This is a genomic window from Peribacillus saganii (assembly GCF_003429095.1).
GTDB classification, from domain to species: Bacteria; Bacillota; Bacilli; order Bacillales; family DSM-1321; genus Peribacillus; species Peribacillus saganii.
This window is the reverse complement of the sequence record NZ_QVTE01000036.1, coordinates 48817-74443: the sequence shown is the minus strand read 5'-3', so window position 1 is coordinate 74443 and position 25627 is coordinate 48817. Positions and strand designations below refer to the sequence as shown.

The window sequence follows — 25627 nt, the reverse complement described above, 5'->3', positions numbered from 1 at the left end:
GTTCCATTGGAAATAGATCGTACTCATAGTAAATCCTCTCCTTTGGGTTAAGAATGTCTTGTCCATTATGGTTACTTCTCAACTAAATTTAAAAGAATCTAACTTTTATCGCCTGGACTGTACACCGCAGCATCATTCTCTTTATTCCATTGGCCATTGTTCATAAACATCTGAACCATCTCCTTTGGTTGAGAATGGGTGTTACATTACTCTTTTTACCCGACTTATTGCTCCTAAAACATAATATTTTAAACTTTTACAATCTTTTATCAAAACGTTTATCTGATGAATTTGAATGAGTGAAAATAGATAGAATGTGTTAAAATGTTTTTTGTATGGATATCCTTTACTTCTCTATGAAAGTGAAGGGTACTATAGAATCTATAAATATCAAGGAGTCTAGAGAATGGAAAAAGTATTGGTATTCGGTCATAAAAACCCAGACACAGATACAATTTGCTCCGCCATTGCTTACGCGGAATTGAAAAATAAGCTTGGCTGGAATGCTGAACCGGTTAGGCTTGGACAGGTTAATGGGGAAACTCAATATGCGCTGGATTACTTTAAGGCTGAAGCGCCGCGCCAGGTTGAAGAGGTTGCAACTGAGGTGAAAAGTGTTATCTTGGTTGACCATAATGAGCGGCAGCAAAGTGCCTCAGACATTGAAAAGGTACAAATCCTGGAGGTTATTGACCACCACCGTATCGCTAACTTTCAAACAAGCGACCCGTTATATTACAGGGCTGAGCCTGTTGGATGTACGGCCACTATCCTGAATAAATTATACAAGGAAAATGGTGTTGAAATTCCGAAAGAAATTGCCGGATTAATGCTTTCAGCTATTATTTCCGATTCGCTTTTGTTCAAATCACCAACATGTACAGACCAGGACGTTGCAGCCGCCCGTGAATTAGCGGAAATTGCTGGCGTTGATGCGGAAAGCTATGGACTGGAAATGTTGAAGGCTGGAGCAGATTTAAGCGATAAAACGGTTAAAGATCTTATCTCGCTTGATGCCAAGGAATTCCAAATGGGTAACAGCAAGGTTGAAATCGCGCAGGTAAATGCTGTTGATACCAAAGAAGTGATGGAGCGCCAAAACGAGCTGGAAGCTGCTCTTGCCGTCATTATTGCTGAAAAGGATTTAGATTTATTTTTGTTTGTTGTGACTGATATTTTAACAAATGATTCTATCGGATTGGCATTAGGCCGAAAAGCTGAAGCTGTTGAGCGTGCGTATAATGTGAAGCTTGACAATAATACAGCGGTGCTTAAGGGTGTAGTTTCACGCAAAAAGCAAATTGTTCCTGTATTAACGGATATCTTTAATTCAATGTCTTAATAGGTTCTAAGGAAGCAAACACCGTTCATTCCACGCATGGACGGTGTTTACTTTAAAGAAAAAGTGGCGGCTCCTTTATACAATAAAATTAAGACTTTTTTGTGCATAGACGTTACACCTGTGTACTTTTAATTTTTTGAATTTTCGCTTATTACGACGGCTGAAATGTGCAGCCGGTTATCCATTTGGTTTCCTGAAAGGAATTGCATTAATAATAAGAACATGGGAGGATTTGAATTTTATGAAAATTGCAACTGTAACTTACAATCGGGAAAGTCACGTAGCTTTGGTAGATACAGAGAATAATAGAGTACTTTTACTTAAGTCAGCTGCAGAAGCATCCGGACAGACAGAAAGAGTGCCGTCTACAGTAATAGATGCAATCGAAATGGGTTCTGCTTTCCTTGATATGGCACGCCAACTCCAGGAATGGGCAGACAGCCAGGAAAACAATGCAGAGTTTTATGTCAATCAAAACGATGTGACATTTGAATCTCCAATAGTCAGACCGCGCAAAAATATTTTCTGTGTTGGGAAAAATTATGCGGATCATGCCATTGAAATGGGCAGTGCTGCAGATATTCCAGAACATATCATGTTGTTTACAAAAGCACCTACAACGGTGATTGGCGATGGTGCAAGCATTCCGGCTCATGCTGATGTAACATCAGAGCTTGATTATGAAGGGGAACTGGCAGTGGTTATCGGCAGAACCGGCCGCGGAATCCAAAAGGAAGATGCACTTGATTACATCTTTGGCTATACAATTCTGAATGATGTAACGGCCAGGGACATGCAGGCGAGGCATAAGCAATTTTTCCTTGGCAAAAGCCTTGATGGGACTTGTCCAATAGGCCCATACATCGTTGAAAAATCACTGATACCAAATCCAAATGAGCTAAACATCAGAACATCTGTTAATGGAGAGGTAAGACAGGATTCGAATACTAAGCATTTTATATTCCCTATCGAAGAAATCATATCCACTGTATCAAAAGGGATGACCCTTGAGCCAGGCGATATTATTGCCACAGGAACTCCTGCAGGCGTAGGAAAAGGATTAAAGCCGCCTAAATTTTTAAAGGCTGGAGATGTAATTGAAATTACTATCGAGGGCTTGGGAAAACTGGTGAACGAAGTACAATAACGTATTTTTGGTTTTACTTTCTTACGTGTGTTATGATGAAAGGGAAAATTTGATAGGAGGATATTTTCTTTATGACTCATGCACATATTACTACCTGGCTGATTGCTGTGATCCTCTTTTTTGTCGTGGTTTCTATGCAAAAAAGCGGCAATCATAAAGCAGCTAAAATCAACCACATGATTTTGCGTGTTTTCTATCTGCTTATTATCATTACTGGCGGTATGCTTATCAGTTCAATGTACGGACCGTATATTGTCAAAGCGCTGATTGGGATTATTGTTATCGGTATGATGGAAATGATATTGGTCCGCTCTGCAAAAGGAAAGGACACTAAAGTACTCTGGATTGTCTTTGTGGTAGCCTTTATTGTTGTCCTTTACATGGGCTTGTCGTTGCCTCAAGGGTTTCAACCATTTGCATAATAGGAAACAAGCACTGCCGTTTGGCAGTGTATTTTATTTTGCAGATTTCATTTTTCACAGGCCAGCCGTTGGCTAGTTCTTGGGTAAATTCATATATTCATCTCATCATGTATATGGGATTTTAGAAGGAGAAGGAAAGACAAAATTCCATTTTTAGTTAAGTGTGATGAGATGATTTGTCGCAAACATTCAGCTGTGCCTATGAAAATAGTTCAACAATTAGAAACTTATATAAAATGTCACCTGCGCTAAGAAGTTCTATATCCATTAGCCGCTTACTGTTTCTGAATTTGAATCGGGATTAACTTATGGAGAAGCCCGTGCCTGTTGTGTAGCTAAAACCCCCTGTCAGTAAAATGACAGGGGGTTTTAGCAGGTTCTTTTATTTTTAGAGATGGTGTTACCGTTCCCGGCAAGTGGTGAGAGTACTTTACTGTAAAAGAAAAGAAATTATAACTTTTTTATCGAGTACCGATGTCTAGCTCCAGTGCCCAGCAACTTTTTTTACGAAGTAAAATAAAGCCCCTCGAATGTTGTGACCAAGAGCCGTCAAAACCCTGTGTTGCGATCAAGTGCCATCGCAACCTTGGTCATAATTCAATCACTTCGGAAGGCAAAAAGCTCCTTCTGTCAGCGCTTGTCTTATGCTGGTTGGGGCTGACCAGGGCGCTTTCGCTTTTCTTTTTAAGGATGGGAATTAAGCTTTTCAATAACAATCCTTTTGCCTGTATTTATCGTAAATTCAAATCTATTTTGCTCATTTTTAGAATAGCAAAAATGATGCTGGACGCTGCATATTTGGGTTCCATTATCGAAGATTAGGAAGTTTACCCCTGATTGCGCTGATAAGTCCCGTAGAAACGTAAGCTGATTATAGCAATAAATACTATCATACACTGAGAAATCCAATGAATTCAGTGTCGTAACAAACTGAAAGAACGAATCATCATTTATCTCATCAAGCAGCCGTTCAAAAGAATAAAGCAACTGCTTCCGAATCCGGATTTGCTCCTTCTCCATTAAGTATACGTTTGTTTTTCCCAAGGCCACAAGGCCGTTTTCTCCCAGGACGCCCTTTCTCCACCGGTTACCCCGATAGATTTCTATATCATGGTTAACATAATCCTCCATGGAATAGGCTTCATCAGTTTCCTCATCAAAAAAGACCCATTGCTCGTTAATATAATCAACGATACCTTCCGTATAAGCCCGGGATTGATGATTTAATAGTGTAGCGCGCTGCTGCTTGTTCATAATAACCCTCCAAAAACGGAATGTGTCACCTACTTTTTTTTTAGACAAATATTGTGAAAAATATAACCGTTTAATTTTTATAGGCTGGACAAATAACCAACCTGGATTTTTTGCATAGGCTATGTTAAATCGTTTAATGGGCATTGCAGTTTATTTTCCTATGCATCCAAAACTGACGGTTTATAGCCAAAAAGAATATGAGAGTATTCATAATCTAAATCAGCCGGTAGTCCTTCTCGATTTGTATCCGGTAAGAAAGGAAGATGTCTATGTGTGGGATAACGGGTTGGGTAGATTTTCAACAAGACCTGAAAAGCAAAAGAGGAACGGTCGAAAAGATGACAGAAACGCTGTCGAAAAGAGGGCCGGATGATACGAATATTTGGACGGATACGCATGTCAGCTTTGGTCATAAGCGCCTTACTGTTGTAGACCCTGTAGGCGGCAAGCAGCCGATGACAAGGGAGCATCAAGGAAACCGGTATACTTTATGTTATAACGGTGAACTCTATAATACAGAAGAAATAAGGAAAGAACTACTATTAAAAGGATATTCATTTAAAGGCCATTCTGATACTGAAGTTTTGCTCATTTCTTATATTGAATGGAAAGAAAAATGCGTGGAATTTTTTAACGGAATATTCGCATTTGCCGTGTGGGATGAAAAAGAAGAAAAGCTATTTTTAGCAAGGGACCGGCTCGGGGTCAAACCGCTATTTTATGCGGAAAAAGACAGCGGTCTTCTATTTGGTTCAGAATTAAAAGCTATTCTGGTACATGAGAAGATGAACACGGAAATTAACCGGGAAGGCTTGGCTGAGGTACTTGGGTTAGGTCCGTCACGTATTCCGGGCAGCGGTGTATTTAAGGGAATTCAGGAACTGAGACCAGGTCATGCCATGGTATTGTCCCGTCAAGGAAAAAGAATTTGGCGATACTGGAATGTAGAAAGCCGGCCACATGAAGATACTTTGGGGGAGACCGCAGAAAAGGTAAGGTTTTTAGTTGAAGATGCGATCACCCGCCAGCTGGTGTCAGATGTTCCATTAAGTGTATTTTTATCTGGAGGACTTGATTCCAGCGCAATAACTGCCGTCGCGGCGAAGGTATATGGTAGAGAAGGAAAAGGGCCGCTCCATACTTACTCAATTGATTATGAAGACAATGATTTATTTTTCCAGGCAAATGAGTTTCAGCCTAATTCGGATGGCTATTGGATTAACCAAACGACAGAGGCTTTTGGCACCATTCATCATCGAAGAGTAATCCCCCAGACGATATTGGCAGAACTTCTTACTGAAGCAGTCCATGTTAGGGATCTGCCAGGTATGGCAGACATTGATTCATCCCTGCTCTGGTTCTGCAGGGAAATTAAACAGGATTTCACTGTTAGCCTGTCCGGAGAATGTGCGGATGAAATTTTTGGAGGATATCCATGGTTTCACAGAAGAGCCGATTTAAATCGGGATGGATTTCCATGGATGAGATCTATTCAGGCACGCACAGATTTAATAAGTGAAAACTGGAAACGCAGATTAAATCTTGAAGAGTATGTCCAAGAACAATACATGCGTACGGTTTCCGAGACTCCGCGTTTAGAAGGGGAAAATCCTGAAGAAGCCAAACGCAGGGAGCTTTTTTACTTAAATATGGTGTGGTTTATGACTACCCTGCTGGACAGGAAAGATCGGATGAGCATGGGGGCGAGCCTTGAAGTGCGTGTACCGTTTGCGGATCATAGGCTAGTAGAATACGCATGGAATATGCCCTGGGAAATGAAAATGGCGGGTAATCGGGAAAAGGGTATTCTGCGGAAGGCACTTGAAGGAGTGCTCCCAGATGAAGTATTATACCGCAAGAAAAGTCCCTATCCGAAAACGCATAATCCTGAATACACAAAGCTTGTTCAAACCTGGCTGCGTGAATTGATGGGTAAAGAATCGATTCTTTTTGAACTGTTTGATAAGAGAAAACTGACGGATATTGTTGATTCAAACGGTTCAGCATTCAAGGTGCCCTGGTTCGGACAATTAATGTCTGGCCCTCAGCTTCTGGCATACTTGGCACAAATGCATGTCTGGTTTGAGGACTATAATATTAAGCTGATTGAATCATAGAGACCATGAGCAAAAGGGCAAACTGTTTTTCTCATATTTTGCGACCTAACCACTTGATTAAGTGGTCTGGGTCGTTTGTTTATTATTACATCACCATAGAGGTTTTAAGACAAGGAGCTCGTGGATATCTTAGTCTGGAGACAGTACCAGGGAATCTTCTATTTAAGATTTGTACAGGCTGTTTTTTCCAAAGGTTTTGAGCTACAAGGACAGAGCGGTACCGGTAGCGATAATGCCAAACATTACGATGACAAGCTGTAAAATTTGATTGGCGAATCCAGCCGCAGCTAACGAATCATCCGAATATTTGCTCCACATCAACGTCTCTGCTATCCCCATTAGCATGAAGGAAAACTTCGATGAAAATTGGCCAGGTGAGAGCGAAAAGCGATACATTTTTGGTGTTTTTACTCATTTCAAAGCTCCCCTGCTTAAATAGAAGAGAAACATATGAGTCATATCGGCTCTACTATGGCAAATCAATCAACCTAGATAGGTATTAAAAATAGGTTTTCAAACATCAAAAACATTATATAATTATTTTGAAATTGTGCAATCGTTTTCACAAATTAAATACACATATCAGGAGTGCTAAACTTACTAGGAAATAATAGTTTTTTCCTCCAAATGAATATTTCAGTTTGACGTCATCTTTTCAAAACGCTACGCTTATAACGGTAAAAAGATGTAAGGGGGAGCGGATTGTGCACAAAAAAGCAAGAGCACTTATTTTGATTCCGTTTCTTCTTTTTTACGCTTTTCCCGCAGGAGCTGTTGAAAAAGAAGAACGAAAATGGCAAGACGAAGTTATTTATTCTATTATGGTGGATCGTTTTCTTAATGGTGATTCCAAAAATGACTTTAAAGTAGACGTGGATAACCCGTTAGCTTATAACGGCGGGGATTTTAAAGGGATAACGGATAAGCTGGAATATTTGCAGAAGATGGGGTTTACAACTATTATGCTATCTCCGGTTTTTGACAATGAGGCAAACGGATATCATGGCTATTGGATTAACGATTTCTATAAAACTGAAGAACACTTTGGAACAATGAAGGAATTTAAGGCCTTGGTAAAAGAAGCTCATAAACGAAAAATGAAGGTTATAATTGATTTTAATGTAAACAATGTCGGGCCGAATCATCCTTGGCTGGCTGACCCTGAAAAGAAGAATTGGATTCATGAAAAAAAATCAGCTAAATCTACCAGTTCTAAAAATGAATTGGAAAAGGCGTGGATTGATGATTTACCGGATTTAGCACAGGAAAATCCTGAAACCGCCAAGTATTTGATTGATGCAGCCAAGTGGTGGGTTAAAGAAACGGATGTCGACGGTTACAGGATAGATGCTGTAAATAATGTTCCTATGGAATTTTGGTCTGATTTTACAAAGGCAGTAAAATCGGAGAAAAAAGATTTTTATCTTCTAGGTGATACATCAGGACTTGGAGAAGCGGATATTGCAGCTTATCAGCAAACGGGTATCGACGGGTTTATGAACTTTCCTTTAAATGAGGAGCTGCGTTCTTTCTTTGGAAAGCCGGCACAAGATTTGGCAGGGCTCGTTACTGCAACGGAAACCAATCAAAATCACTTTAAGCACCCTGAACTGATGGGCAACTTCCTCGATAATCAAGATATGCCAAGATTTACAAGGGATGCAATCTTGAATAAACAACATCCCGGAACCCGCTGGAAATTAGCTCTATCTTACTTATACACCACTCCGGGAATCCCGGTTGTCTACTATGGTACCGAAATTGCCATGAACGGTAATAAGGAACCGGAGAACCGTGCGCTGATGGCATTTAAAGCAGAAAAAGAGTTAATTGATTATATTACCAAGCTGGCGGAATTAAGGCAGCAGCTGCCCGCGCTCACACGCGGTGACATCGTATGGCTGCATGATCAAGATGGGATGGCAGTATTCAAGCGCACATATAAGGATGAAACCATCATTGTCGTTATTAATAACAGCACAAAGTCACAGGCAATTACCTTAGGTAAAAATGTTGTCAGAAAGAACCAGGAGTTAAGAGGTTTATTAGGCGGTGATTTGGTTCGTGCAAATGATGATAAGTTCTCAGTCATTACCGACAGGGACGAAGTAGAAATTTACGCTGTTGCTGAAGAATCAGGCCTCAATATTCCATATATGATTGTTATGGGACTGGTTTATTTCCTATTTGTCGTCTTTATCGTCCTTCTCTGGAAAAGGTCCAAGCGCAACAAAGAGAAGAATTGAAGAATTAGATTGCGAGGGAAAGGGTTATGAAGAGAGTATGGTGGAAAGAAGCTGTATGCTATCAGATTTACCCGCGGAGTTTCATGGATAGTAATGGAGACGGAATTGGTGATCTGCAGGGAGTTATCTCAAAGCTTGATTATCTGAAGGATCTTGGTATCGAAGTAATTTGGATTTGTCCATTTTTTGAATCTCCAAATGCGGATAATGGCTACGATATTAGCGATTACCAGGGGATTATGAAAGAATTCGGGACAATGGAGGATTTTGATCTTCTACTGAAGGAAATCCATTCACGCGGCATGAAGCTGATACTGGACTTGGTAATCAACCATACAAGCGACGAACACTCATGGTTTATTGAATCGCGTTCTTCAAGGGATAATGAAAAGCGGGATTGGTATATATGGAAGGATGGAAAAGACGGTAAGGAACCAAATAACTGGGAAAGTATCTTTTCGGGCAGTGCCTGGAAATTTGATGAAGCGACCGAACAATATTACCTTCACTTGTTTGCGGTAAAGCAGCCGGACCTTAATTGGGAAAATCCTGCTGTCCGCAGTGCCCTGTACAGTTTGGTAAATTGGTGGCTTGATAAAGGTATCGATGGCTTCCGCGTTGATGCAATCAGCCATATTAAAAAGCGTGATGGTTTCCCTGACATGCCAAACCCTGAAGGCCTTGATTATGTTCCATCGTTTGATATGCACATGAATCAGGAAGGCATTGAAACCTTCCTCCATGAATTAAAGGAAGAGACATTCAGCAGATATGATATCATGACTGTTGGCGAAGCGAATGGTGTGAAGATAGAACAAGCTGATGAATGGGTCGGAGAGAAAAATGGAAAATTTAATATGATTTTCCAATTTGAACATCTGGGATTGTGGGATAAAGGCGAAGATCATGGAGTTGATATAGCAGCCTTAAAGAAGACACTGACAAAGTGGCAAAAAGGCCTCCATAATAAAGGATGGAATGCTTTATTCCTTGAAAACCATGATCAGCCGCGAAGTGTATCCACTTGGGGAAATGACCGTGAGTATTGGAAAGAAAGTGCAAAAATGCTTGGTGCGTTTTACTTCTTCATGCAAGGAACTCCGTTCATTTACCAAGGCCAGGAGATTGGGATGACCAATGTCCGGTTCAATTCAATAGAGGATTATGATGATGTAGCAATGGTCAACTTTTATCATATTGAAACCGGGAAAGGAAGACCCCATAAGGAAATTATGGATATTATCTGGAAAAGCGGCCGTGATAACTCCCGTACACCAATGCAATGGAACCGCAGAAAAAATGGCGGATTTTCTGACGCAACTCCATGGCTGCAAGCAAATCCGAATTTCGGGGAAAAAGTCAATGTAGAAGATCAAATGAATGACGAAAATTCCATTTATCATTTCTATAAGAATATGATTCAGATCCGTAAAAACAATGATGTTTTCATCTACGGGGATTATGGCTTATTGCTGGAGAGCCATCCTGCTGTCTATGCTTATACACGTACCCTCGATGATAAATCAGCCTTAATCATATGCAATTTCGCAGGGCTGGAAGCTGCTGTTGCTTTCCCTGCTATCGACCGCAAAAAAACAAAGCTGTTATTAGCAAATTATCAGGAAACGGAAGAAAGGCTGCCTAAACAACTGACATTGCGTCCGTATGAAACTAGAGTATATTTATATTAATGTGAAAACCAGCGGATCCGGGGCCCGCTGGTTTTTCTACGAAAAGGCTGTTTCGCTTAATTGGTTTAATTTCTCTTAAATCGAATTATTCGCTTACATTCATCTGAATTTTCGCTTTGTCTTCCCAAAAGGCATTTTGCTGTTCTCAAGGTGTGCGTTTTACTTGAATCGATTGTAGTTCCTCCGGTTACCCGTTTACAACTTTGCCGCCGTTAATATGGATCATCTGGCCGCTGATGTAGGAAGAATCATCACTGGCAAGAAATACATAAGCCGGGGCAAGTTCTTCTGGCTGTCCCGCTCTGCCCATTGGCGTATCTGTACCGAACTTCGCCACTTTATCTTCAGGGAAGGTGGATGGAATCAAAGGAGTCCAGATTGGTCCTGGCGCAACGCCGTTAACCCTAATGCCGTCCTTAGAAATCGAGTTGGAAAGCGCTCTTGTAAAGGAAACGATTGCTCCTTTTGTTGAAGAATAATCAATAAGCTGCGGATTGCCTTCATAGGCGGTGATGGAAGCTGTATTGATGATGCTGCTGCCTTTCTTTAAGTGAGGAATTACAGCCCGGGTTAAATAGAACATAGAGAATATATTCGTTCTAAAAGTTTGTTCCATCTGCTCCCCTGTAATATCCAGAAAATTTTCCTGCGGATGCTGTTCTGCCGCGTTATTAACAAGTATATCAATAGAGCCGAATTCATTTATCGTTTTTTCTACTATCTCCTGGCTGAATGATTCTTGTCCAATATCACCGGAGATAAGCAAGCATTTCCGCCCTTCCTGCTCAATCAGACTTTTTGTTTGGCCCGCGTCATCGTGTTCATCCAGGTAGACAATGACAACATTGGCACCTTCCTTTGCAAAATAAATAGCGACGGATTTACCAATACCGCTGTCTCCTCCGGTAATGATCGCTGTTTTTCCTTTTAGTTTGCCGCTGCCTTTATACTCAGGTCTTACCGATTCGGGTTTTGGATTCATTTCTGTTTCTACCCCTGGCTGGCGATCCTGGTGCTGTGCCGGAAATCCTTGTTTATTCGTATCTTGACTGCTCATCGAATCCCTCCATAAATGTAATCTCTCCCTTCTTATTCCATGGATTCAAAGCTGAAAAACATGGAAAAATAATGAAATATGAAATGTAGATAGGATTTTTGAAATAAGCTCTATTAAACTTGCCTGTTGATTTCCGCTCTAGGCACTCGCTTTCAACGGGCTCCCTTGACCCGCTTCTCCCGCAGGACATTGAACTAGCATCACTGAAAAAACACCGCACGAAGGATAGGATATGCGAAGCATTTTCGAGGAGTCTCGCTCCTTCCGAAGGGATTGGCGTATGACCTTTAGGGGCTGGGCGCTGCAGCTAGACATCAAAATACGTGTCAATATCAGCCACGAACTTTAACATAACCCAAAAATAAAAAGGGACTCCATTAACCAGAGTCCCTTCAAGGGGAGATATTCACTGAATTACTTTTGCCTTTATGGACTTTTCCATTACCACTGTTTCAACACTAAAGCCATTTGGATTGGTAACAACTTCTTCTTTGGAAACATATAGCCCAAGCTTTCATACAAGTTAATGTTCTTAGTCAATGATGACCGCCCGCGGCATTCCATAATTAGTTTACCTTTTCAATGGTGAATTCCTCCAGCCGCAATATCATGACTTTGGCTAGTCCTTTTCCCCTTGCTCTTGGTGTTGCGGATACGCTTGAGAAATATAGAATATTGCTCTTTAAAGTAAACCTTGCAGAACCAAGCGGAAGCCCATCGACCATGCATAATTTCGCCTAGACGCTGGCAAGGGCTTCCTTTCTTCTGATTCATTTAATGCGCTTGAAGGAAGCGCAATGAGACGATATTCTTCAAAAGCCTCAATCATCAGAGAATGCAATAAGGGAATATCTTTTCCTCAGCCCGCCTGATTTAAATTGCCATTAGGCTTCTCCCCGATCTTGTTACCTGTAATTCATATATTGAACATCAATGGAAAGATCCGCATCCCGGATAGCAGCTATGATTGCCTGTAGATCATCCCGGCTTTTTCCGGTTACCCGGATTTGGTCATCCTGTACCTGGCTCTTAACTTTAAGACCGGTGTTTTTAATGATGGTGTTGATCTTCTTGGCATTTTCCTTGTCTATCCCCTGAATTAGCTTGGCCCTTTGTCTAACTGTTCCGCCTGAAGCACCCTCAATTTTTGCATAATCCAGGTTCTTTACCGGCACTCCGCGCTTAATCAGCTTGCTGATCAGCACATCCTTTAACTGTTCAAGCTTGAATTCGTCGTCTGAGAGCAGAACAAGTTCTTCTTTATCAAGCGTTATATCACTTTTGCTGCCTTTAAAGTCATAGCGGGTTTTAATCTCTTTAAGAGCCTGGGTTACCGCATTGGTTACTTCCGAGAAATCTACCTTAGATACAATGTCAAATGAACTTTCCTTTGTCATCCTTTACCTCCAGTGTCCGTGTATTTTCTTTCATTATAGTCAATTCAATTGTTGATAACAACCGTAAAACCTGCCCCCGAAAAGCCTTGCAGAACTCAGTTTCTCAAAAGGCAAAGGAGCTATCCGGGGACAGCTCCTGCATTATATTACTATTCTTGAAGTGGCATTTCGTTCAGGAAGAAGAGGGCAAGAGTTCCCGGTCCAACATGGGCTCCGATGGCTGATCCGATTTGACTGATGTAGACTTCCTTTACGCCGAATTCATCCTGAATCGCCTGTTTCCATTCTAATGCAGTTGCTTCATCATCGCTATGGCTTATGGCGAGCTGCTGTGACTCCCACTGTACCCCGCGTTCATGCATTAATTCCAATACTCTTTTAAGGAGCTTCTTTTTGCCGCGGATTTTTTCAAGTGGAATTAGCTTCCCGTCTTCCACATGCAATAGTGGCTTAATATTCAATAAACCGCCAATAAAGGCAGATGCTTTGGAAATTCTGCCGCCCCTGGCGAGGTATTCCAGTTCATCGACCGTAAACAGATGCTCCATATGTCTTGCACGGAATTCGGATTCCTTTAAAATTGCTTCTTTTGAAGCGCCTTCAGCTGCCATTTTTGCTGCATTCATGACGACCAGGCCATATCCAAGTGAAGCGCATTTTGAATCAATTACTTCAAGGTCAAGTTCAGGGTAATCCTCTTTTACCTGATTGCGGATCATCACGGCAGTCTGGTAAGTCCCTGAAAGCTCAGAGGAAAACGCGATATAAATGCCGCTTTTTCTGGATTGGGCAACTTCAGTGAACACTTTTTGCATTGTTTCAGGGGAGACCTGCGACGTTTTTGGAATCTTGCCTGCCCTCATCGCATTATAAACTTCATTTGGATTAATTGTACGCAAATCCTCGTACTGCTTGTCGTCCAGAAGCAATTGCAACGGCAGAAAGGCCACATTATTCTGCTCATAAAAAGATAATGGCAAATCACTCGCACTGTCGGCAATTATATGTACTTTCATATATACACCCGCTTTTATGATTTTATAAGATATAAATTACTTACTCCAAGTGTAGCATGTTGCGTGTGAAATTACATACAAATCAAGTCTAGTATAGAAGTTATCGGGTATTAAAATAATAAACAGAGAGTTTTAGGAAAGAGGGGAGCAAATATGTATTTGGCTGAAACAAAGAAAATCTTGATTGTCATAATAGGAGCATTTTTGAATGCTATTTCTATAAATCTGTTCTTAATCCCTGCAAATGTGTATGCTAGCGGATTTACTGGGGCAGCGCAGCTCATATCCAGGCTGTTGGAATCCTTTGCTCCTTTTTCAATTTCTACGGGTATTTTATTGCTGATTCTAAATGTGCCGGTAACGATAATCGCCTTGCTTAAAGTAGGAAAGTCATTTACTTTCTACAGCTTTTTAAGTGTTTTGCTTTCCTCCGTATTTCTTGAAATAATTCCAATAGTCCGTGTTTCCCCCGACATTCTATTAAACAGTGTTTTTGGCGGTGTTATTGGGGCATTAGGTGTGGGTATCACTTTAAAATATGGTGCTTCAACCGGCGGAATGGACATTATCGCAATGTTATTGTCCCGCATGAAAGACCGGCCAATCGGAACCTATTTCTTTATGCTTAACTCGGTTATTATTTTGACGGCAGGCTTTGTTTTTGGATGGGAAAAAGCCCTTTATACTCTGGTAACGTTATATGTCTCAACACGTGTCGTAGATGCCATCCATACACGCCACGAAAAACTTACAGCAATGATTATTACGAGTAAAGGCGAAGAAATGAAAAAAGCCATCCATGCCAGGCTGGTAAGAGGAATTACTGCCATTAAGGCAAAAGGCGGCTTCTCCAATGAAACAAGAGATATGATGATGATCGTTATTACAAGATATGAGTTATATGATCTTGAAAGGATAATAAAGGATGTAGACCCCAAGGCGTTTACAAATGTTATCGAAACAACCGCTGTGTTCGGGTTTTTTAGAAAGGATTAACTTCTTGCATAGTGTGGACACATCCAAAGAAGAGGGTCATTTGAGAGTTTTTATGGTGAAATTATCACATTTTTTGTTTAACATCTAGCTAATTTGGTAATTTAAAAGGCTATAACCTTAATGTTTATAAGGAGGACAATATGACTGAACAAAATAAAATGTCAAGGCAAGAAGCAGGAAGAAGAGGAGGGAAGGCTACAGCAAAAAAGCACGACCGGGAATTCTACCAGGAAATAGGCCGAAAGGGAGGTAAAGCGACCTCTCGGAATCACGACAAGGATTTTTACCAGGTAATCGGAAAAAAAGGCGGGCAAGCAACCTCTGAAAAGCATGACCGTGAGTTCTATCAGGAAATTGGAAAAAAGGGAGGGAAATCAAGATTTAATAACAATTAATAGCAAGAGGACCATGTTATTTTTGGTCAGTCTCTTTTTTTTGATGGAATATAAGAAAACTCGCCAATTTCTAACCATTGGCGAGTTTCTTGTTGAAAAAAACGGTGAACTGCATATTCCACGTTTTTCCGCTCGGTTATGACCGGTTTAAAGAGCTGTTAAAAGCCGCCTAAACTGGAGTTTTCTGCCGATTGCATTTTTTTGGCCTCTGCCTCAGCGTACGTTGTATGGAATGGGAATCGTTCATCATGCTTTGCTACAGTGTCTCTGCCCTGCTGTACAAAACGCTTTGACTTATTGCTTTTTCCCATGGTTATCACCCGCATTCTGAGAAATTAAGAGACTGAGGTGCATCCCTCAATATTATTGTGGCTATAATTTGCCTGTTTCATAAAGGTAAAAAAAGTCACAATCAACTAAGCGATTTTAATATTGAATTTTTCCTCAAGGAATACGGCGATTCCATCCTCTTCATTGGACAATGTCGTCGCATTTGCAACACTTTTCAGCTGGCTGATTGCATTGCCCATTGCGACACCGGTTCCTGCATAATCAAGCATTTCAAGATCATTATCCTCATCACCGAATGCTATGATCCTGCTCTGCGGGATACCAAAATGCTTTGCTACTCGGTCGATCCCGACGGCTTTATTTAATCCAGCCCTTACAATTTCGATTACATGCCATGGATCAGCCCAACGGCGGTGATCAATTAATTCAGCATGCACGTCGGAAAGATGCTTTCTGATTTGGGCGACATGTTCTTCTTCCGTGTGAATCAGCATGCTTGTAGGGCTGACTTCAAGAAAGTTGCGTAAATCACCTGTTGTAACGCGCGGATTTCCCATTTTAAAAATCTCAATCAGCTTTTCATCGTGATAGTGAAAATATACATCGTCCTGAACTTCCGCGATTATATTATGATATTGGAAATTATCGCACGCCTCTACGATGTCTTTTGCTACGCTAATATCTAACGGGGAGTGGTAAATGCCCCATCCGTTGTCGAGAGGGTTATGGACGAAAGCTCCATTAAAATTCACAATGGGAGTTGTCAGGTCAAGCTCCCGGTAATAAATGCTGCTTGATCTGTATGGTCGGCCTGTGGCAATCATAACTTCATGGCCGTCATTTTGCAGGGTTTTCAGCACATTTTTTGAGCGATCAGAAATGATTTTATTATCGGTTAAAAGTGTACCGTCCAGATCCAAAACAATTAGATGCTTCTCTCTCATAAAAGTCTCCTCTGTTTATGCAGTATTTTTTATTTAATTTTATCCTGAAACTGTAAAATTAATTTTAAGCTATAGTTAAATCTTTTTCATTCATTCTGCATTAAGGTATAGTGAATAATAAGAACACGATTAAGATAGGGCAGGGGAAATAATTTGATTTTGGTTAACAAAGAGTGTATCGGCACTATTCCCGCATTGCATATAGCAAAAAAGGATATGTGGAATCAAAAGCTTCCGCTCATCATGTTTATCCATGGTTTTACCAGTGCCAAGGAGCATAATCTTCATTATGCATATCTTATGGCGGAAAAGGGCTTTAGGGTCGTACTTCCTGATGCTTTTCTGCATGGTGAAAGAGAGCAGGCCATGAAGGAATCCAAGCTGGCAATGTCCTTTTGGGAGATAGTTATCCGAACCATCCAGGAGCTTGAACGGATTAAACAGGAATTTGATGATCGCGGCTTGATTGAAAACGGAAAAATTGGGGTTGCAGGAACCTCGCTGGGCGGCATCATTACACTCGGCTCATTGGCAGTTTATGACTGGATCACAGCAGCCGTAAGCTTAATGGGGAATCCGGCTTATGTGAAGCTTGCCAAACTACAGATTGATGAAATAGCAAAAATGCGCTATGGGTTAACGTTAACGGAAGAAGAAATCCAAAGGCAGCTGAACCAATTAGGAAAATTTGATCTCAGCCTCCAGCCAGAAAAAATTGCGGGCAGGCCAATCATGTTCTGGCATGCAGAAAACGACAATGTGGTTCCTATTCAGCATGCTTTTGAATTATATGAATCATTGTTGCCTGTTTATGAGCAATCTAAAGATAAACTCTCATTTATAAGAGATAAAAGGGCTGGACATAAAGTGAGCAGGGAAGGGGTTCTCAAAACCGCAGAATGGTTCACTAGGCATATGGCTCCAGATGTGCAAAATACTTAAACAGAGAACATTAGTCTGTTACTATAAAAATAAAAGGAGTGAGGTTGATGGATCAGGATTTAAAAGACAATATTTTGGGTGCTTTGGAACAAGTTATTGACCCGGAACTCGGGATTGATATCGTAAATCTTGGCCTTGTCTATGATGTTGATATGGACGAACAGGGCCTTACGACTGTCACTATGACATTGACAGCCATGGGATGCCCGCTTGCAGGCACGATCGTGGACCAAGTGAAGACTGTGCTTGATGACATCCCGGAAGTAAAGGAAACTGACGTAAATATCGTCTGGAATCCGCCGTGGTCAAAGGACCGTATGTCACGATACGCTAAAATTGCTTTAGGAATCAGATAGGAAACGGTTAAGCTCTAATCAGTTTGGCAAAAGGAGACAGCGATCTGGGCGGAGCAGTACTGGAAACGCCCTTTACGCTTCTAAAGCAGCAGCCGTAAAGCCGCATGAATTCCGGCGTGCCCACTCTAACAGATGAATCGCTAATCTTTCTCCCTTTAAAAGAACTGGAAGAGGCCGGACTTGCGTAGACCATTATGGAATTGGAGGCCGCCTTACTGGAGGAAAAATCAGCAGCTTGGCAGCCATATTTATTATTGAAATTGGCTGCCGATTATGAAGAAGTAAAAGTTAAAGTTGAAGAGGGTGTCGCTGGGACACCCTCTTTGAATGAATATGTTAGGCGCTGCCAATAACCGGGGATCCCGGGCAGTTGTAATTTTGTCGCGGTTTGTCGGGAAATCGAAATTGACGATAAATCACCGAAGTCGATGATAAAAATGGGAAGTCGCTGATAAAAATGGGAAGTCGCTGATAAAAATCGAATGTTGCCGATAAATTTCGATAGTTGACGATAAAAATTTCAAACAAATTTATGAGTTATTTGGTACGCAGTAAAATGATGATATCGATAAAATAGCTGATGATAATACCCTCAAAGTTGATGATAATTATTCCTGTTTTTTACATGGACTCATAAGTCTTCAAAAATGATCCAAAAGCCCATGTTTTAAGCTATAAAACTGTTGGAAAAGGTCCGTACCCATATAGCATCAGCTAAAAATGTTTTACGCACCCGCAAAGCCTCTGTTTTTACGATATACAACTTCCTTCACCATTCAGACCAAGTATGCAACAAAAAACAAAATGTGTGAGTTATTTCACATAGCATCTGCTGTGGCTTGTTTATAAGAGAAGCGGATTAAGGTAATTATCCCTCAATAACTCTAAAGCCATCATTGATGCAACCGCGAAAAACAAAGGAAGTTTTAAATCTTCCAATAGGCATTCAGCCAAAATGGCCAAACGAGGAAATAAAGGATCATTTCAGTGCACGCGTCCCTCGCTGACTCACGCTTTTAAATAATAAAGCATCTTAAAGAACTTGAATTGCCGCTTCATAACGGCATGAGGCACAGCGTCACCTCTCTTATTCCAAACAAAAAACCTTATCAACATGTTAATGATGACAAGGTTTATCATATCTATAGCAGTAAATTAATACAATATTCTAAATCGCCTATAGAATCCCAGTTTTTCATTAAGCCTCTGCAGTTTTTTATTTAATACTGCAATAAATTAACGAACAATTTTCACAGCCAATTTCATCCTTTAGAACCTGTAAATCATGTATCCTAATTTTTCCTCTCTTGAATGACAGTATTTTATCCCGTTTTAAATCTTTCAGCATTCTGTTAATGCTTTCCCTCGAGGTGGCACAAAAGTTGGCCATGATTGGTCAGCGGAATATAAATTAAGATGCCTTCAGGAACTTGTAGGCCATAGCTATTAGTGATTCTAATTAAAGTGGAGTAAAGGGCCCCTTTTTTGCCATTTAGAACAAGATCGCGAAACTTTGTTTGAGATTTGAGAAAGTGTTCGCTCATTCACTTCATGAATTCAAAAGCAAGCGAGGGATTTGAAAATAACTCCTTTTCCAATACATCACGGTTAAAAATAGCCATTTCACCCTCAACTTATACTTAGGCTGCTCTGAAAATAGGGTTACCTCAGATTCCTTAGCAAAAGCTCCTGTCCTTTAACTGTATTTTACTTATTGTAATTGAATGAGTTTGTTTTAATAACATGCATAATTTAAGCTGATGTGATTATTATAAGGAAATTGCACCAGTGAAAGGATGTTATTTAAAACTAATTATGTTTTCTTTATGAACATAGTGTAAACTGTGATAATTTTTTACGGAAAAGACTAAGCTCTGTTAAGATTCATGTAATGAATCTTGTAAATCTCGGGTAATGATATATAATTGAGTGAAAATCAGATTCTTACAGGAGAATAGAGCTTCATCCTTGAAAGTAAATTAAATCATACATTCTCATATAAAGGGAACAAAATATATAAACTAAAAAACCTTGGGAGGGACTAGTATGGACCCGATAAAAGTTACCGATGCCTTGGAACGGCCGCTGAGGGATTTACGTATTTCTGTTATTGACCGCTGTAATTTCAGGTGCCAATATTGCATGCCGGCGGAGATTTTTAACGAAAGTTTTAAATTCCTCCCGAGAGAAGAGCTTTTATCATATGAAGAAATTGAAAGATTGGCCAAAATCTTTGCAGTCCTCGGGGTAAAAAAGATCAGGCTTACAGGCGGGGAGCCGTTATTGCGAAAGAATTTGCCTTATTTAGTGTCACAATTATCAAAGATAGATGGAATCGAGGATATTGGATTAACCACAAATGGCATCTTTTTAAAGAAATATTCAAAAGAGCTGAAAGAGGCAGGTTTGAATCGGGTAAATGTTAGCCTTGATAGCATGGATGATGAGTTATTTAAGAAAATTAACGGGAGGAATGTTGGAACCAAGCCAGTGCTTGAAGGCATCTTTGCTGCAAGAGAGGCAGGTCTTGGCGTCAAGGTAAATATGGTAGCCAAAAAGGGGCTAAACGACTCCCAGATCTTGCCGATGGCCAGGTTCTGCAAAGAAGAGGGGCTTCAGCTGCGATATATTGAATTTATGGATGTTGGCAGTACTAACGGCTGGCATCTTGATAATGTTATTACAAAGAATGATATTCTTGCGCTTCTGCAGCAGGAATTCGAGTTTGAACCGATGGAGCAGGATTATTTTGGAGAGGTAGCCCAGCGGTACCGCTATGCAGGTACGGATACAGAGGTTGGATTTATTACATCCGTATCTGAATCCTTTTGTGGCAGCTGTACCCGTGCCCGCTTGTCTGCAAAGGGAGATTTGTATACTTGCCTGTTCAATGGAAACGGGCATGACATAAAATCGCTTGTCCGTTCAGACCTCAGTGATGAGGCGATAAGGAATCATATTATCGAAATCTGGAACCATCGCCGCGATCGTTATTCTGATGAAAGAACGGAAGGCAAAATAAAGCATGATGGAAAAATTGAAATGTCCTATATTGGCGGATAAAGGAGGGCCTCTGCAGCAGATGCAGAGGCCTTTTTGACGCAGAAATCGTTACAATAAAATGATGGCCTTTGGTAAGTTAACAGTATCTCTTAGAAATGTACTTCGTTACGGATAGGTGATGGTGATGGTTTTCCCCTTTTAGGCATCCTTTATATATTAATAATAATAGCGAGGAGACACTTGGTGATTTACATCACAGCATCGCAATCCTCTACTTTATAATGTCAAACTTAAACCATAGAACCTATAGCTGTGTGTGCATAGTTTGAACCTTCTAATCCAGGTATGGATCAGCTCCAGGGCTTATCGGAATTATCCCAGGCACACGTAATCATTTTTTAACTTTCCTTCTATCCTTGAGATTACCAGATACATAAGGTATTGATTTTTAATCAATAGCAGTTATTTTAAGTCAATTTTGAATAGAACGATATAAACATAAAGAGTAGACTTATGAACCCATAGTTTTTACCAAATTTCATCACAAGTTTACAGCATCTTCTAAAAAAATAATCAGTCAACAGGGAAAATCCTACCTGGGAATGCTTGTTGGAGAATAAAAAAATTCAGAATGCTAAATTATTTATAAAAATACAATTGATTTTATTTTTATTCAATTCTATAATGGTTTACAATAAGATTCTGGGAAAATAAAGCCAGTAAAAATATCAATTGCTTTTTCGATCAGCAAAAAAGGAGTGGGTTTCATTTGAAAGTGTCAATTATTGGGGCTTCAGGTTATGGAGGACTGGAATTAATCAGGCTGTTAACTCATCACCCGCATTTTCATTTAGAGTCGCTCCATACATCATCAATGGCAGGGGTCCCCATTGGGGCAGAAAGCAATCATTTAGCACATCTTCCATATATACTCGAAGAAATTGATCCTGAAAAAATTGCAAAAACTGCCGATATTGTGTTTCTAGCAACACCTACGGGGATATCAAAGGAATTGGCACCGAGCTTTCATGATCTTGGTGTTAAGCTCATCGACTTATCAGGCGATCTCAGGTTAAAGAAAACAGGAGAATATGAAAAATGGTATAAAGGAGCTTCTGCACCGGCAAAAATCTTAAATGAGGCAGTTTATGGATTGTCCGAGTGGAATCAGAAGGAAATTGAGAAAGCAAGTGTAATTGCGAATCCCGGCTGTTATCCGACTGCTACTCTTCTAGGCCTGGCTCCTTTATTCATGGAAGGGCTCGCTATAACAAGCGATATTATTGTGGATGCAAAATCAGGCGTGTCAGGTGCCGGAAAATCCCCTACAGCAGTAACTCATTTCAGTGATATGAATGATAATTTCAAAATATATAAAGTGCACCAGCACCAGCATATTCCGGAAATTGAACAACAGCTTGGGGAGTGGGCAGGAGAAATTGACCCAGTTTCTTTCAATACCCACCTTGTACCTATGACTCGAGGCATTATGGCGACGATGTATGTGAAATTGAAGCGGAAAACTACTACACATGAATTGCTAGATTTATATAAAACAGCCTATGAAAACCAGCCGTTTGTCCGAATTCAGCCAGAAGCCCATTTTCCTTGTACCAAACAGGTATATGGTTCCAACTTTTGTGATATCGGCGTAGCATTTGATGAGCGGACTAATAAGGCTACAATCGTATCGGTTATTGACAATTTAATGAAGGGGGCAGCTGGGCAGGCTGTCCAAAATGCAAATATTCTTATTGGTGCAGATCCATCAGCAGGGCTGATGCAAGCACCTCTATATCCATAACTCGGGAGGCAGAACATGAAAATAATGAATCCGGTTGAAAATATCCAACATATAAAATCAGGAAATATCTTATCCCCAAAAGGGTATAATGCAGCCGGAGTACACGCAGGCTTGCGGTATTCCAAAAAGGATATGGGAACTGTAATTTCCGAAGTTCCGGCATCCTGTGCTGCTGTATATACATTGAATACCTTTCAGGCAGCCCCGCTTGCTGTCACCCGAGAAAGTATCTCTAAAGAAGGCAAAATCCAGGCGGTCGTTGTTAACAGCGCCTGTGCCAATGCATGTACCGGTGAACAGGGACTGGCAGATGCCTATGAAATGAGAGAGGCGGCAGCCAAAAAATTCACTATCCCACCCCATTATGTAGCGGTGGCTTCTACCGGAGTAATTGGTGAATATATGCAGATGGATAAAATAAAACAGGGAATCCAGGCAATGGCTCCAAACAATGATGCGACAAGTGCAAGTGATTTTGAAGTAGCCATCCTGACAACTGATACAGTTACTAAAAACTGCGCATATGAAGCAGAGATAGATAATAAAAAAGTAAAAATGGGCGGTGCCGCAAAGGGTTCTGGGATGATACACCCTAATATGGCAACCATGCTTGGGTTCATTACAACCGATGCGGCCATCGAGCCGGCTGATTTGCAGGCTGCATTATCAGCAGTAACGGATGAGACTTTTAATCAGATTACTGTTGATGGAGATACTTCCACAAATGATATGGTATTAGTAATGGCAAATGGAGCGGCCGGTAATGAACCGCTGAATGCGGAACACCCGAATTGGGAGCTCTTTTTATCATTGCTGAGAACGACATGTGAAGACTTGGCAAAGCAAATTGCCAAAGATGGAGAAGGGGCGACTAAACTAATTGAAGTGAACGTCCAGGGGATGGGGACGAAAAAGGAAGCTCGTCAGATTGCAAAGACAATCATCGGTTCTAACCTTGTGAAGACAGCCGTTTACGGTTCAGATGCTAACTGGGGACGAATCATTGGAGCAATGGGCAGAAGCGGTGTGGAATTTAACCCTGACAAAGTAAGCATTTCATTCGGTGACATTTCACTCCTGGAGCATGGACGTCCAATTGCATTCTCTGAAGAAAAGGCAAAAGCATATCTTGACCAGGACAATATAGTGATTAATGTGTTCCTTGAAGAAGGAGATAAGGAAGGCACAGCATGGGGCTGCGACCTGACTTACGATTATGTTAAAATCAATGCCAGCTATCGGACTTAGGAGAGAGATAATGAATAACATTCTGACGGTAAAATGCGGAGGAAGCATCATAAATGATCTATCTGACACTTTTTTTGAAAGTTTAAATGAATTGAAGTCTAGGGGTTACAGCCTTGTTTTTGTACATGGCGGAGGTCCAGATATCAATGAGATGCTATCAAAAGAAGGCATTGAACCGGTCTTTATAAATGGACTTAGAAAAACGTCAGCAGAGGTTTTGGGGATCGCGGAGCTAATTTTGTCAGGCAAGACGAACAGAAGCTTGGTGGAAAAACTGGAGAGCCATGGGATACCAGCTATTGGATTAAATGGGTCAGACTGTGGTATTTTTCAAGCTGAATTGATTGACGAAGCGGCACTCGGAGCAGTTGGTGAGGTCAAAAGTGTCAATACAGGAGTTCTAAATTCTTTGCTGGAAAAAGGGATAACACCGGTCCTGACACCTATTTCCTCAACAGGGCCAGGGAAAAAGGCAAATGTAAATGCCGATATGGCTGCCGGAGCAGCAGCAAAGGCAATGAATTCAAAAATGTGCCTGTTTGTAACGGATGTTAAAGGAGTCCTGATTGAGAAAAAAATCCAGAAAAGTTTAACAAAAACCGAGACAGAATCGTATATTAGGAACGGAACAATTTATGGCGGCATGATTCCAAAGGTAAAGACAGCTCTTGCTGTCCTAGATCAGGGTGTAAATGATGTCATGATTGTGAGCGGCACGGAACGATTTTTTAAAGATGGTGAATTTATCGGAACGAAATTTGTAAAAGAAGAGGGGTATTGAATTGAGCGCACTTTTTCAAACCTACCAAAGATGGACTATAGAACCTGAATCAGCTCAAGGATGCTGGCTGAACAGCACCGAAGGAAAAAAGTATCTGGACTTTACATCCGGTATAGGGGTCTTGAATTTAGGGCACCGGCATCCAGCCATACAGCAGGCGGTACAAAAACAGCTCGATCGGTACTGGCATACTTCAAACCTGTTTCAAAGTTCACTTCAGGAGGAAACTGCAGCCCTTCTGACGGAACTGTCAGGCTTAGATAAGGTATTCTTCTGCAATAGCGGGGCCGAGGCAAATGAAGCTGCTATTAAGCTGGCAAGGAAGGCTACAGGCCGTTCAAAAATTGTAACCTGCCAACAATCCTTTCATGGCCGAACTTTCGCGACCATGGCTGCTACCGGCCAGGAAAAAGTAAGAATAGGCTATGGAATTATGCTGGAAAGTTTTGAATACATTGAATTCAATGATCCAGAAGCTGTGAAAAAAGCCGTAGATGAAAATACCGCTGCCATCATGCTGGAAATAATCCAGGGTGAAGGCGGAATCCATATAGCATCAAAAGAATTCCTTCATGCAATTCAAACTATATGCAAACAGACCGGTGCCTTGCTGATTATTGACGAGATTCAAACTGGAATAGGCAGAACAGGCAAAGCATTTTCCTTTCAGCATTATGATGTCGAGCCGGATATTATCACAGCAGCCAAGGGTCTTGGAAATGGATTGCCTGTCGGAGCCATGCTTGGCAAGCAAAATCTTAATCAGTTTTTCGGACCAGGCAGCCATGGTTCTACATTTGGAGGAAACCCTGTCAGCATGTCTGCTGCCAAAGCTACATTGAATGAACTAAAAAAACCGGGATTTTTTGAAAAAGTAGAAGAAAATAGCCAATATCTAGTCCAGCAATTAGAAGGTAAACTGCAAGAGTTTCCGTTCATATCTGAAATCAGAAGCAAAGGGCTCATGATTGGAATTCAATTAACAATTGAAGTAGCACCGTTTTTGGTTTCCCTCCAGGAAGAAGGAATGCTGGCACTATCGGCAGGACAGAATGTCCTTCGATTACTGCCGCCGCTTACTGTGGAAAAGCATGAAAGCGACGCTGCAGTTAACATGATTGCCCTGGCTGCTATGAAACAAGTAGCGATCAGCCATTAAGGTTGATATTTATGGACAA

General features: G+C 40.9%; 21 protein-coding genes and 3 pseudogenes. 15 read left to right on the top strand and 9 right to left on the bottom strand.

Features of this window, described 5'->3' with window-relative positions; all coding sequences use genetic code 11:
- Positions 1-406 precede the first annotated feature (406 nt).
- From D0469_RS13305 to D0469_RS13295, 3 genes are all read left to right on the top strand, one after another.
- The gene (locus D0469_RS13305; RefSeq protein ID WP_117327229.1) at positions 407-1342 is read left to right on the top strand and encodes a manganese-dependent inorganic pyrophosphatase; all 936 of its coding nucleotides are present in this window, start codon (positions 407-409) and stop codon (positions 1340-1342) included.
- A 241-nt stretch (positions 1343-1583) separates the two neighbouring features.
- A complete protein-coding gene (locus tag D0469_RS13300) occupies positions 1584-2489 on the top strand; it encodes a fumarylacetoacetate hydrolase family protein (RefSeq protein WP_117327228.1) in 906 nt (301 codons plus the stop codon).
- A gap of 71 nt (positions 2490-2560) precedes the next feature.
- Entirely contained in the window at positions 2561-2911 is a 351-nt protein-coding gene (locus D0469_RS13295) for a YisL family protein (RefSeq protein ID WP_117327227.1), read from the top strand.
- 684 nt (positions 2912-3595) lie between these two features.
- Here the strand turns inward: D0469_RS13295 and D0469_RS13290 are convergent.
- A complete protein-coding gene (locus D0469_RS13290) occupies positions 3596-4165 on the bottom strand; it encodes a DUF2777 domain-containing protein (RefSeq protein ID WP_117327232.1) in 570 nt (189 codons plus the stop codon).
- 269 nt (positions 4166-4434) lie between these two features.
- Between D0469_RS13290 and asnB the strand changes: the two genes are divergently transcribed.
- Positions 4435-6282 carry an asparagine synthase (glutamine-hydrolyzing) gene (gene asnB / locus D0469_RS13285; protein ID WP_117327226.1) on the top strand — a complete coding sequence of 616 codons (1848 nt, stop codon included), beginning with the start codon at positions 4435-4437 and terminating at the stop codon, positions 6280-6282.
- Between the two features lie 181 nt (positions 6283-6463).
- Here asnB and D0469_RS22150 read toward each other — a convergent pair.
- Positions 6464-6697 (bottom strand): annotated as a pseudogene (locus D0469_RS22150) (MATE family efflux transporter); the annotation flags it as partial.
- 289 nt (positions 6698-6986) lie between these two features.
- Between D0469_RS22150 and D0469_RS13275 the strand changes: the two are divergent.
- Both D0469_RS13275 and D0469_RS13270 read left to right on the top strand, forming a co-directional pair.
- Positions 6987-8528, top strand: coding sequence for an alpha-amylase family glycosyl hydrolase (locus D0469_RS13275; RefSeq protein ID WP_117327225.1), 1542 nt, complete (start codon positions 6987-6989; stop codon positions 8526-8528).
- Between the two features lie 26 nt (positions 8529-8554).
- Positions 8555-10219 carry a glycoside hydrolase family 13 protein gene (locus D0469_RS13270; protein ID WP_117327224.1) on the top strand — a complete coding sequence of 555 codons (1665 nt, stop codon included), beginning with the start codon at positions 8555-8557 and terminating at the stop codon, positions 10217-10219.
- A 187-nt stretch (positions 10220-10406) separates the two neighbouring features.
- On the opposite strand, the gene D0469_RS13265 is transcribed toward D0469_RS13270, so the two are convergent.
- From D0469_RS13265 to D0469_RS13255, 4 genes are all read right to left on the bottom strand, one after another.
- A complete protein-coding gene (locus D0469_RS13265) occupies positions 10407-11276 on the bottom strand; it encodes an SDR family oxidoreductase (RefSeq protein WP_117327223.1) in 870 nt (289 codons plus the stop codon).
- Positions 11277-11842: 566 nt separating this feature from the next.
- Entirely contained in the window at positions 11843-12001 is a 159-nt protein-coding gene (locus D0469_RS21130; protein ID WP_158553459.1) for a hypothetical protein, read from the bottom strand.
- Between the two features lie 180 nt (positions 12002-12181).
- Positions 12182-12673: a YajQ family cyclic di-GMP-binding protein gene (locus D0469_RS13260; RefSeq protein ID WP_117327222.1), complete on the bottom strand. Its 492-nt coding sequence runs from the start codon at positions 12671-12673 to the stop codon at positions 12182-12184.
- Positions 12674-12822: 149 nt separating this feature from the next.
- Positions 12823-13689 (bottom strand): DegV family protein, encoded by an 867-nt coding sequence (locus D0469_RS13255; protein WP_117327221.1) that lies wholly within the window; start codon positions 13687-13689, stop codon positions 12823-12825.
- 153 nt (positions 13690-13842) lie between these two features.
- Between D0469_RS13255 and D0469_RS13250 the strand changes: the two genes are divergently transcribed.
- Both D0469_RS13250 and D0469_RS13245 read left to right on the top strand, forming a co-directional pair.
- Positions 13843-14685: a YitT family protein gene (locus tag D0469_RS13250; RefSeq protein WP_117327220.1), complete on the top strand. Its 843-nt coding sequence runs from the start codon at positions 13843-13845 to the stop codon at positions 14683-14685.
- A gap of 140 nt (positions 14686-14825) precedes the next feature.
- Positions 14826-15077: pseudogene (locus tag D0469_RS13245) on the top strand (KGG domain-containing protein); the annotation flags it as partial.
- Positions 15078-15238: 161 nt separating this feature from the next.
- Here D0469_RS13245 and D0469_RS21380 read toward each other — a convergent pair.
- Positions 15239-15391, bottom strand: a complete 153-nt coding sequence (locus D0469_RS21380; protein WP_199478518.1) for a hypothetical protein — start codon at positions 15389-15391, stop codon at positions 15239-15241.
- Between the two features lie 105 nt (positions 15392-15496).
- Complete coding sequence (locus D0469_RS13240; RefSeq protein ID WP_117327218.1) at positions 15497-16315, bottom strand: Cof-type HAD-IIB family hydrolase; 819 nt, start codon at positions 16313-16315, stop codon at positions 15497-15499.
- Positions 16316-16468: 153 nt separating this feature from the next.
- Between D0469_RS13240 and D0469_RS13235 the strand changes: the two genes are divergently transcribed.
- Entirely contained in the window at positions 16469-17257 is a 789-nt protein-coding gene (locus D0469_RS13235; protein WP_117327217.1) for a prolyl oligopeptidase family serine peptidase, read from the top strand.
- Positions 17258-17304: 47 nt separating this feature from the next.
- The gene (locus D0469_RS13230) at positions 17305-17613 is read left to right on the top strand and encodes a metal-sulfur cluster assembly factor (protein ID WP_117327216.1); all 309 of its coding nucleotides are present in this window, start codon (positions 17305-17307) and stop codon (positions 17611-17613) included.
- A 1216-nt stretch (positions 17614-18829) separates the two neighbouring features.
- On the opposite strand, the pseudogene D0469_RS13225 reads toward D0469_RS13230, so the two are convergent.
- Positions 18830-19238 (bottom strand): annotated as a pseudogene (locus D0469_RS13225) (Crp/Fnr family transcriptional regulator); the annotation flags it as partial.
- Positions 19239-19659: 421 nt separating this feature from the next.
- On the opposite strand from D0469_RS13225, the gene moaA reads away from it, so the two are divergent.
- The 5 genes from moaA (at position 19660) to D0469_RS13200 (ending at position 25608) form a co-directional block, all read left to right on the top strand.
- Positions 19660-20676, top strand: a complete 1017-nt coding sequence (moaA, locus tag D0469_RS13220; protein ID WP_117327215.1) for a GTP 3',8-cyclase MoaA — start codon at positions 19660-19662, stop codon at positions 20674-20676.
- A 709-nt stretch (positions 20677-21385) separates the two neighbouring features.
- The gene (gene argC, locus D0469_RS13215; RefSeq protein WP_117327214.1) at positions 21386-22420 is read left to right on the top strand and encodes an N-acetyl-gamma-glutamyl-phosphate reductase; all 1035 of its coding nucleotides are present in this window, start codon (positions 21386-21388) and stop codon (positions 22418-22420) included.
- A 15-nt stretch (positions 22421-22435) separates the two neighbouring features.
- Positions 22436-23668 (top strand): bifunctional ornithine acetyltransferase/N-acetylglutamate synthase, encoded by a 1233-nt coding sequence (gene argJ / locus D0469_RS13210; RefSeq protein ID WP_117327213.1) that lies wholly within the window; start codon positions 22436-22438, stop codon positions 23666-23668.
- 10 nt (positions 23669-23678) lie between these two features.
- Complete coding sequence (gene argB / locus D0469_RS13205; protein WP_117327212.1) at positions 23679-24449, top strand: acetylglutamate kinase; 771 nt, start codon at positions 23679-23681, stop codon at positions 24447-24449.
- Between the two features lies 1 nt (position 24450).
- On the top strand, positions 24451-25608 hold the full coding sequence (locus tag D0469_RS13200; protein WP_117327211.1) for an acetylornithine transaminase: 1158 nt from the start codon (positions 24451-24453) through the stop codon (positions 25606-25608).
- The last annotated feature ends 19 nt before the right edge of the window (positions 25609-25627 follow it).

Coding starts and splice junctions, on each gene's coding strand:
- moaA (WP_117327215.1), top strand. CDS start 19,660: ATGGACCCGATAAAAGTTACCGATGCCTTGGAACGGCCGCTGAGGGAT.
- D0469_RS13295 (WP_117327227.1), top strand. CDS start 2,561: ATGACTCATGCACATATTACTACCTGGCTGATTGCTGTGATCCTCTTT.
- D0469_RS13265 (WP_117327223.1), bottom strand. CDS start 11,276: ATGAGCAGTCAAGATACGAATAAACAAGGATTTCCGGCACAGCACCAG.
- D0469_RS13260 (WP_117327222.1), bottom strand. CDS start 12,673: ATGACAAAGGAAAGTTCATTTGACATTGTATCTAAGGTAGATTTCTCG.
- D0469_RS13290 (WP_117327232.1), bottom strand. CDS start 4,165: ATGAACAAGCAGCAGCGCGCTACACTATTAAATCATCAATCCCGGGCT.
- D0469_RS13240 (WP_117327218.1), bottom strand. CDS start 16,315: ATGAGAGAGAAGCATCTAATTGTTTTGGATCTGGACGGTACACTTTTA.
- D0469_RS13230 (WP_117327216.1), top strand. CDS start 17,305: ATGGATCAGGATTTAAAAGACAATATTTTGGGTGCTTTGGAACAAGTT.
- D0469_RS13255 (WP_117327221.1), bottom strand. CDS start 13,689: ATGAAAGTACATATAATTGCCGACAGTGCGAGTGATTTGCCATTATCT.
- D0469_RS13300 (WP_117327228.1), top strand. CDS start 1,584: ATGAAAATTGCAACTGTAACTTACAATCGGGAAAGTCACGTAGCTTTG.
- D0469_RS13270 (WP_117327224.1), top strand. CDS start 8,555: ATGAAGAGAGTATGGTGGAAAGAAGCTGTATGCTATCAGATTTACCCG.
- asnB (WP_117327226.1), top strand. CDS start 4,435: ATGTGTGGGATAACGGGTTGGGTAGATTTTCAACAAGACCTGAAAAGC.
- D0469_RS13305 (WP_117327229.1), top strand. CDS start 407: ATGGAAAAAGTATTGGTATTCGGTCATAAAAACCCAGACACAGATACA.
- argB (WP_117327212.1), top strand. CDS start 23,679: ATGAATAACATTCTGACGGTAAAATGCGGAGGAAGCATCATAAATGAT.
- D0469_RS21130 (WP_158553459.1), bottom strand. CDS start 12,001: ATGGTCGATGGGCTTCCGCTTGGTTCTGCAAGGTTTACTTTAAAGAGC.
- D0469_RS21380 (WP_199478518.1), bottom strand. CDS start 15,391: ATGGGAAAAAGCAATAAGTCAAAGCGTTTTGTACAGCAGGGCAGAGAC.
- argJ (WP_117327213.1), top strand. CDS start 22,436: ATGAAAATAATGAATCCGGTTGAAAATATCCAACATATAAAATCAGGA.
- D0469_RS13250 (WP_117327220.1), top strand. CDS start 13,843: ATGTATTTGGCTGAAACAAAGAAAATCTTGATTGTCATAATAGGAGCA.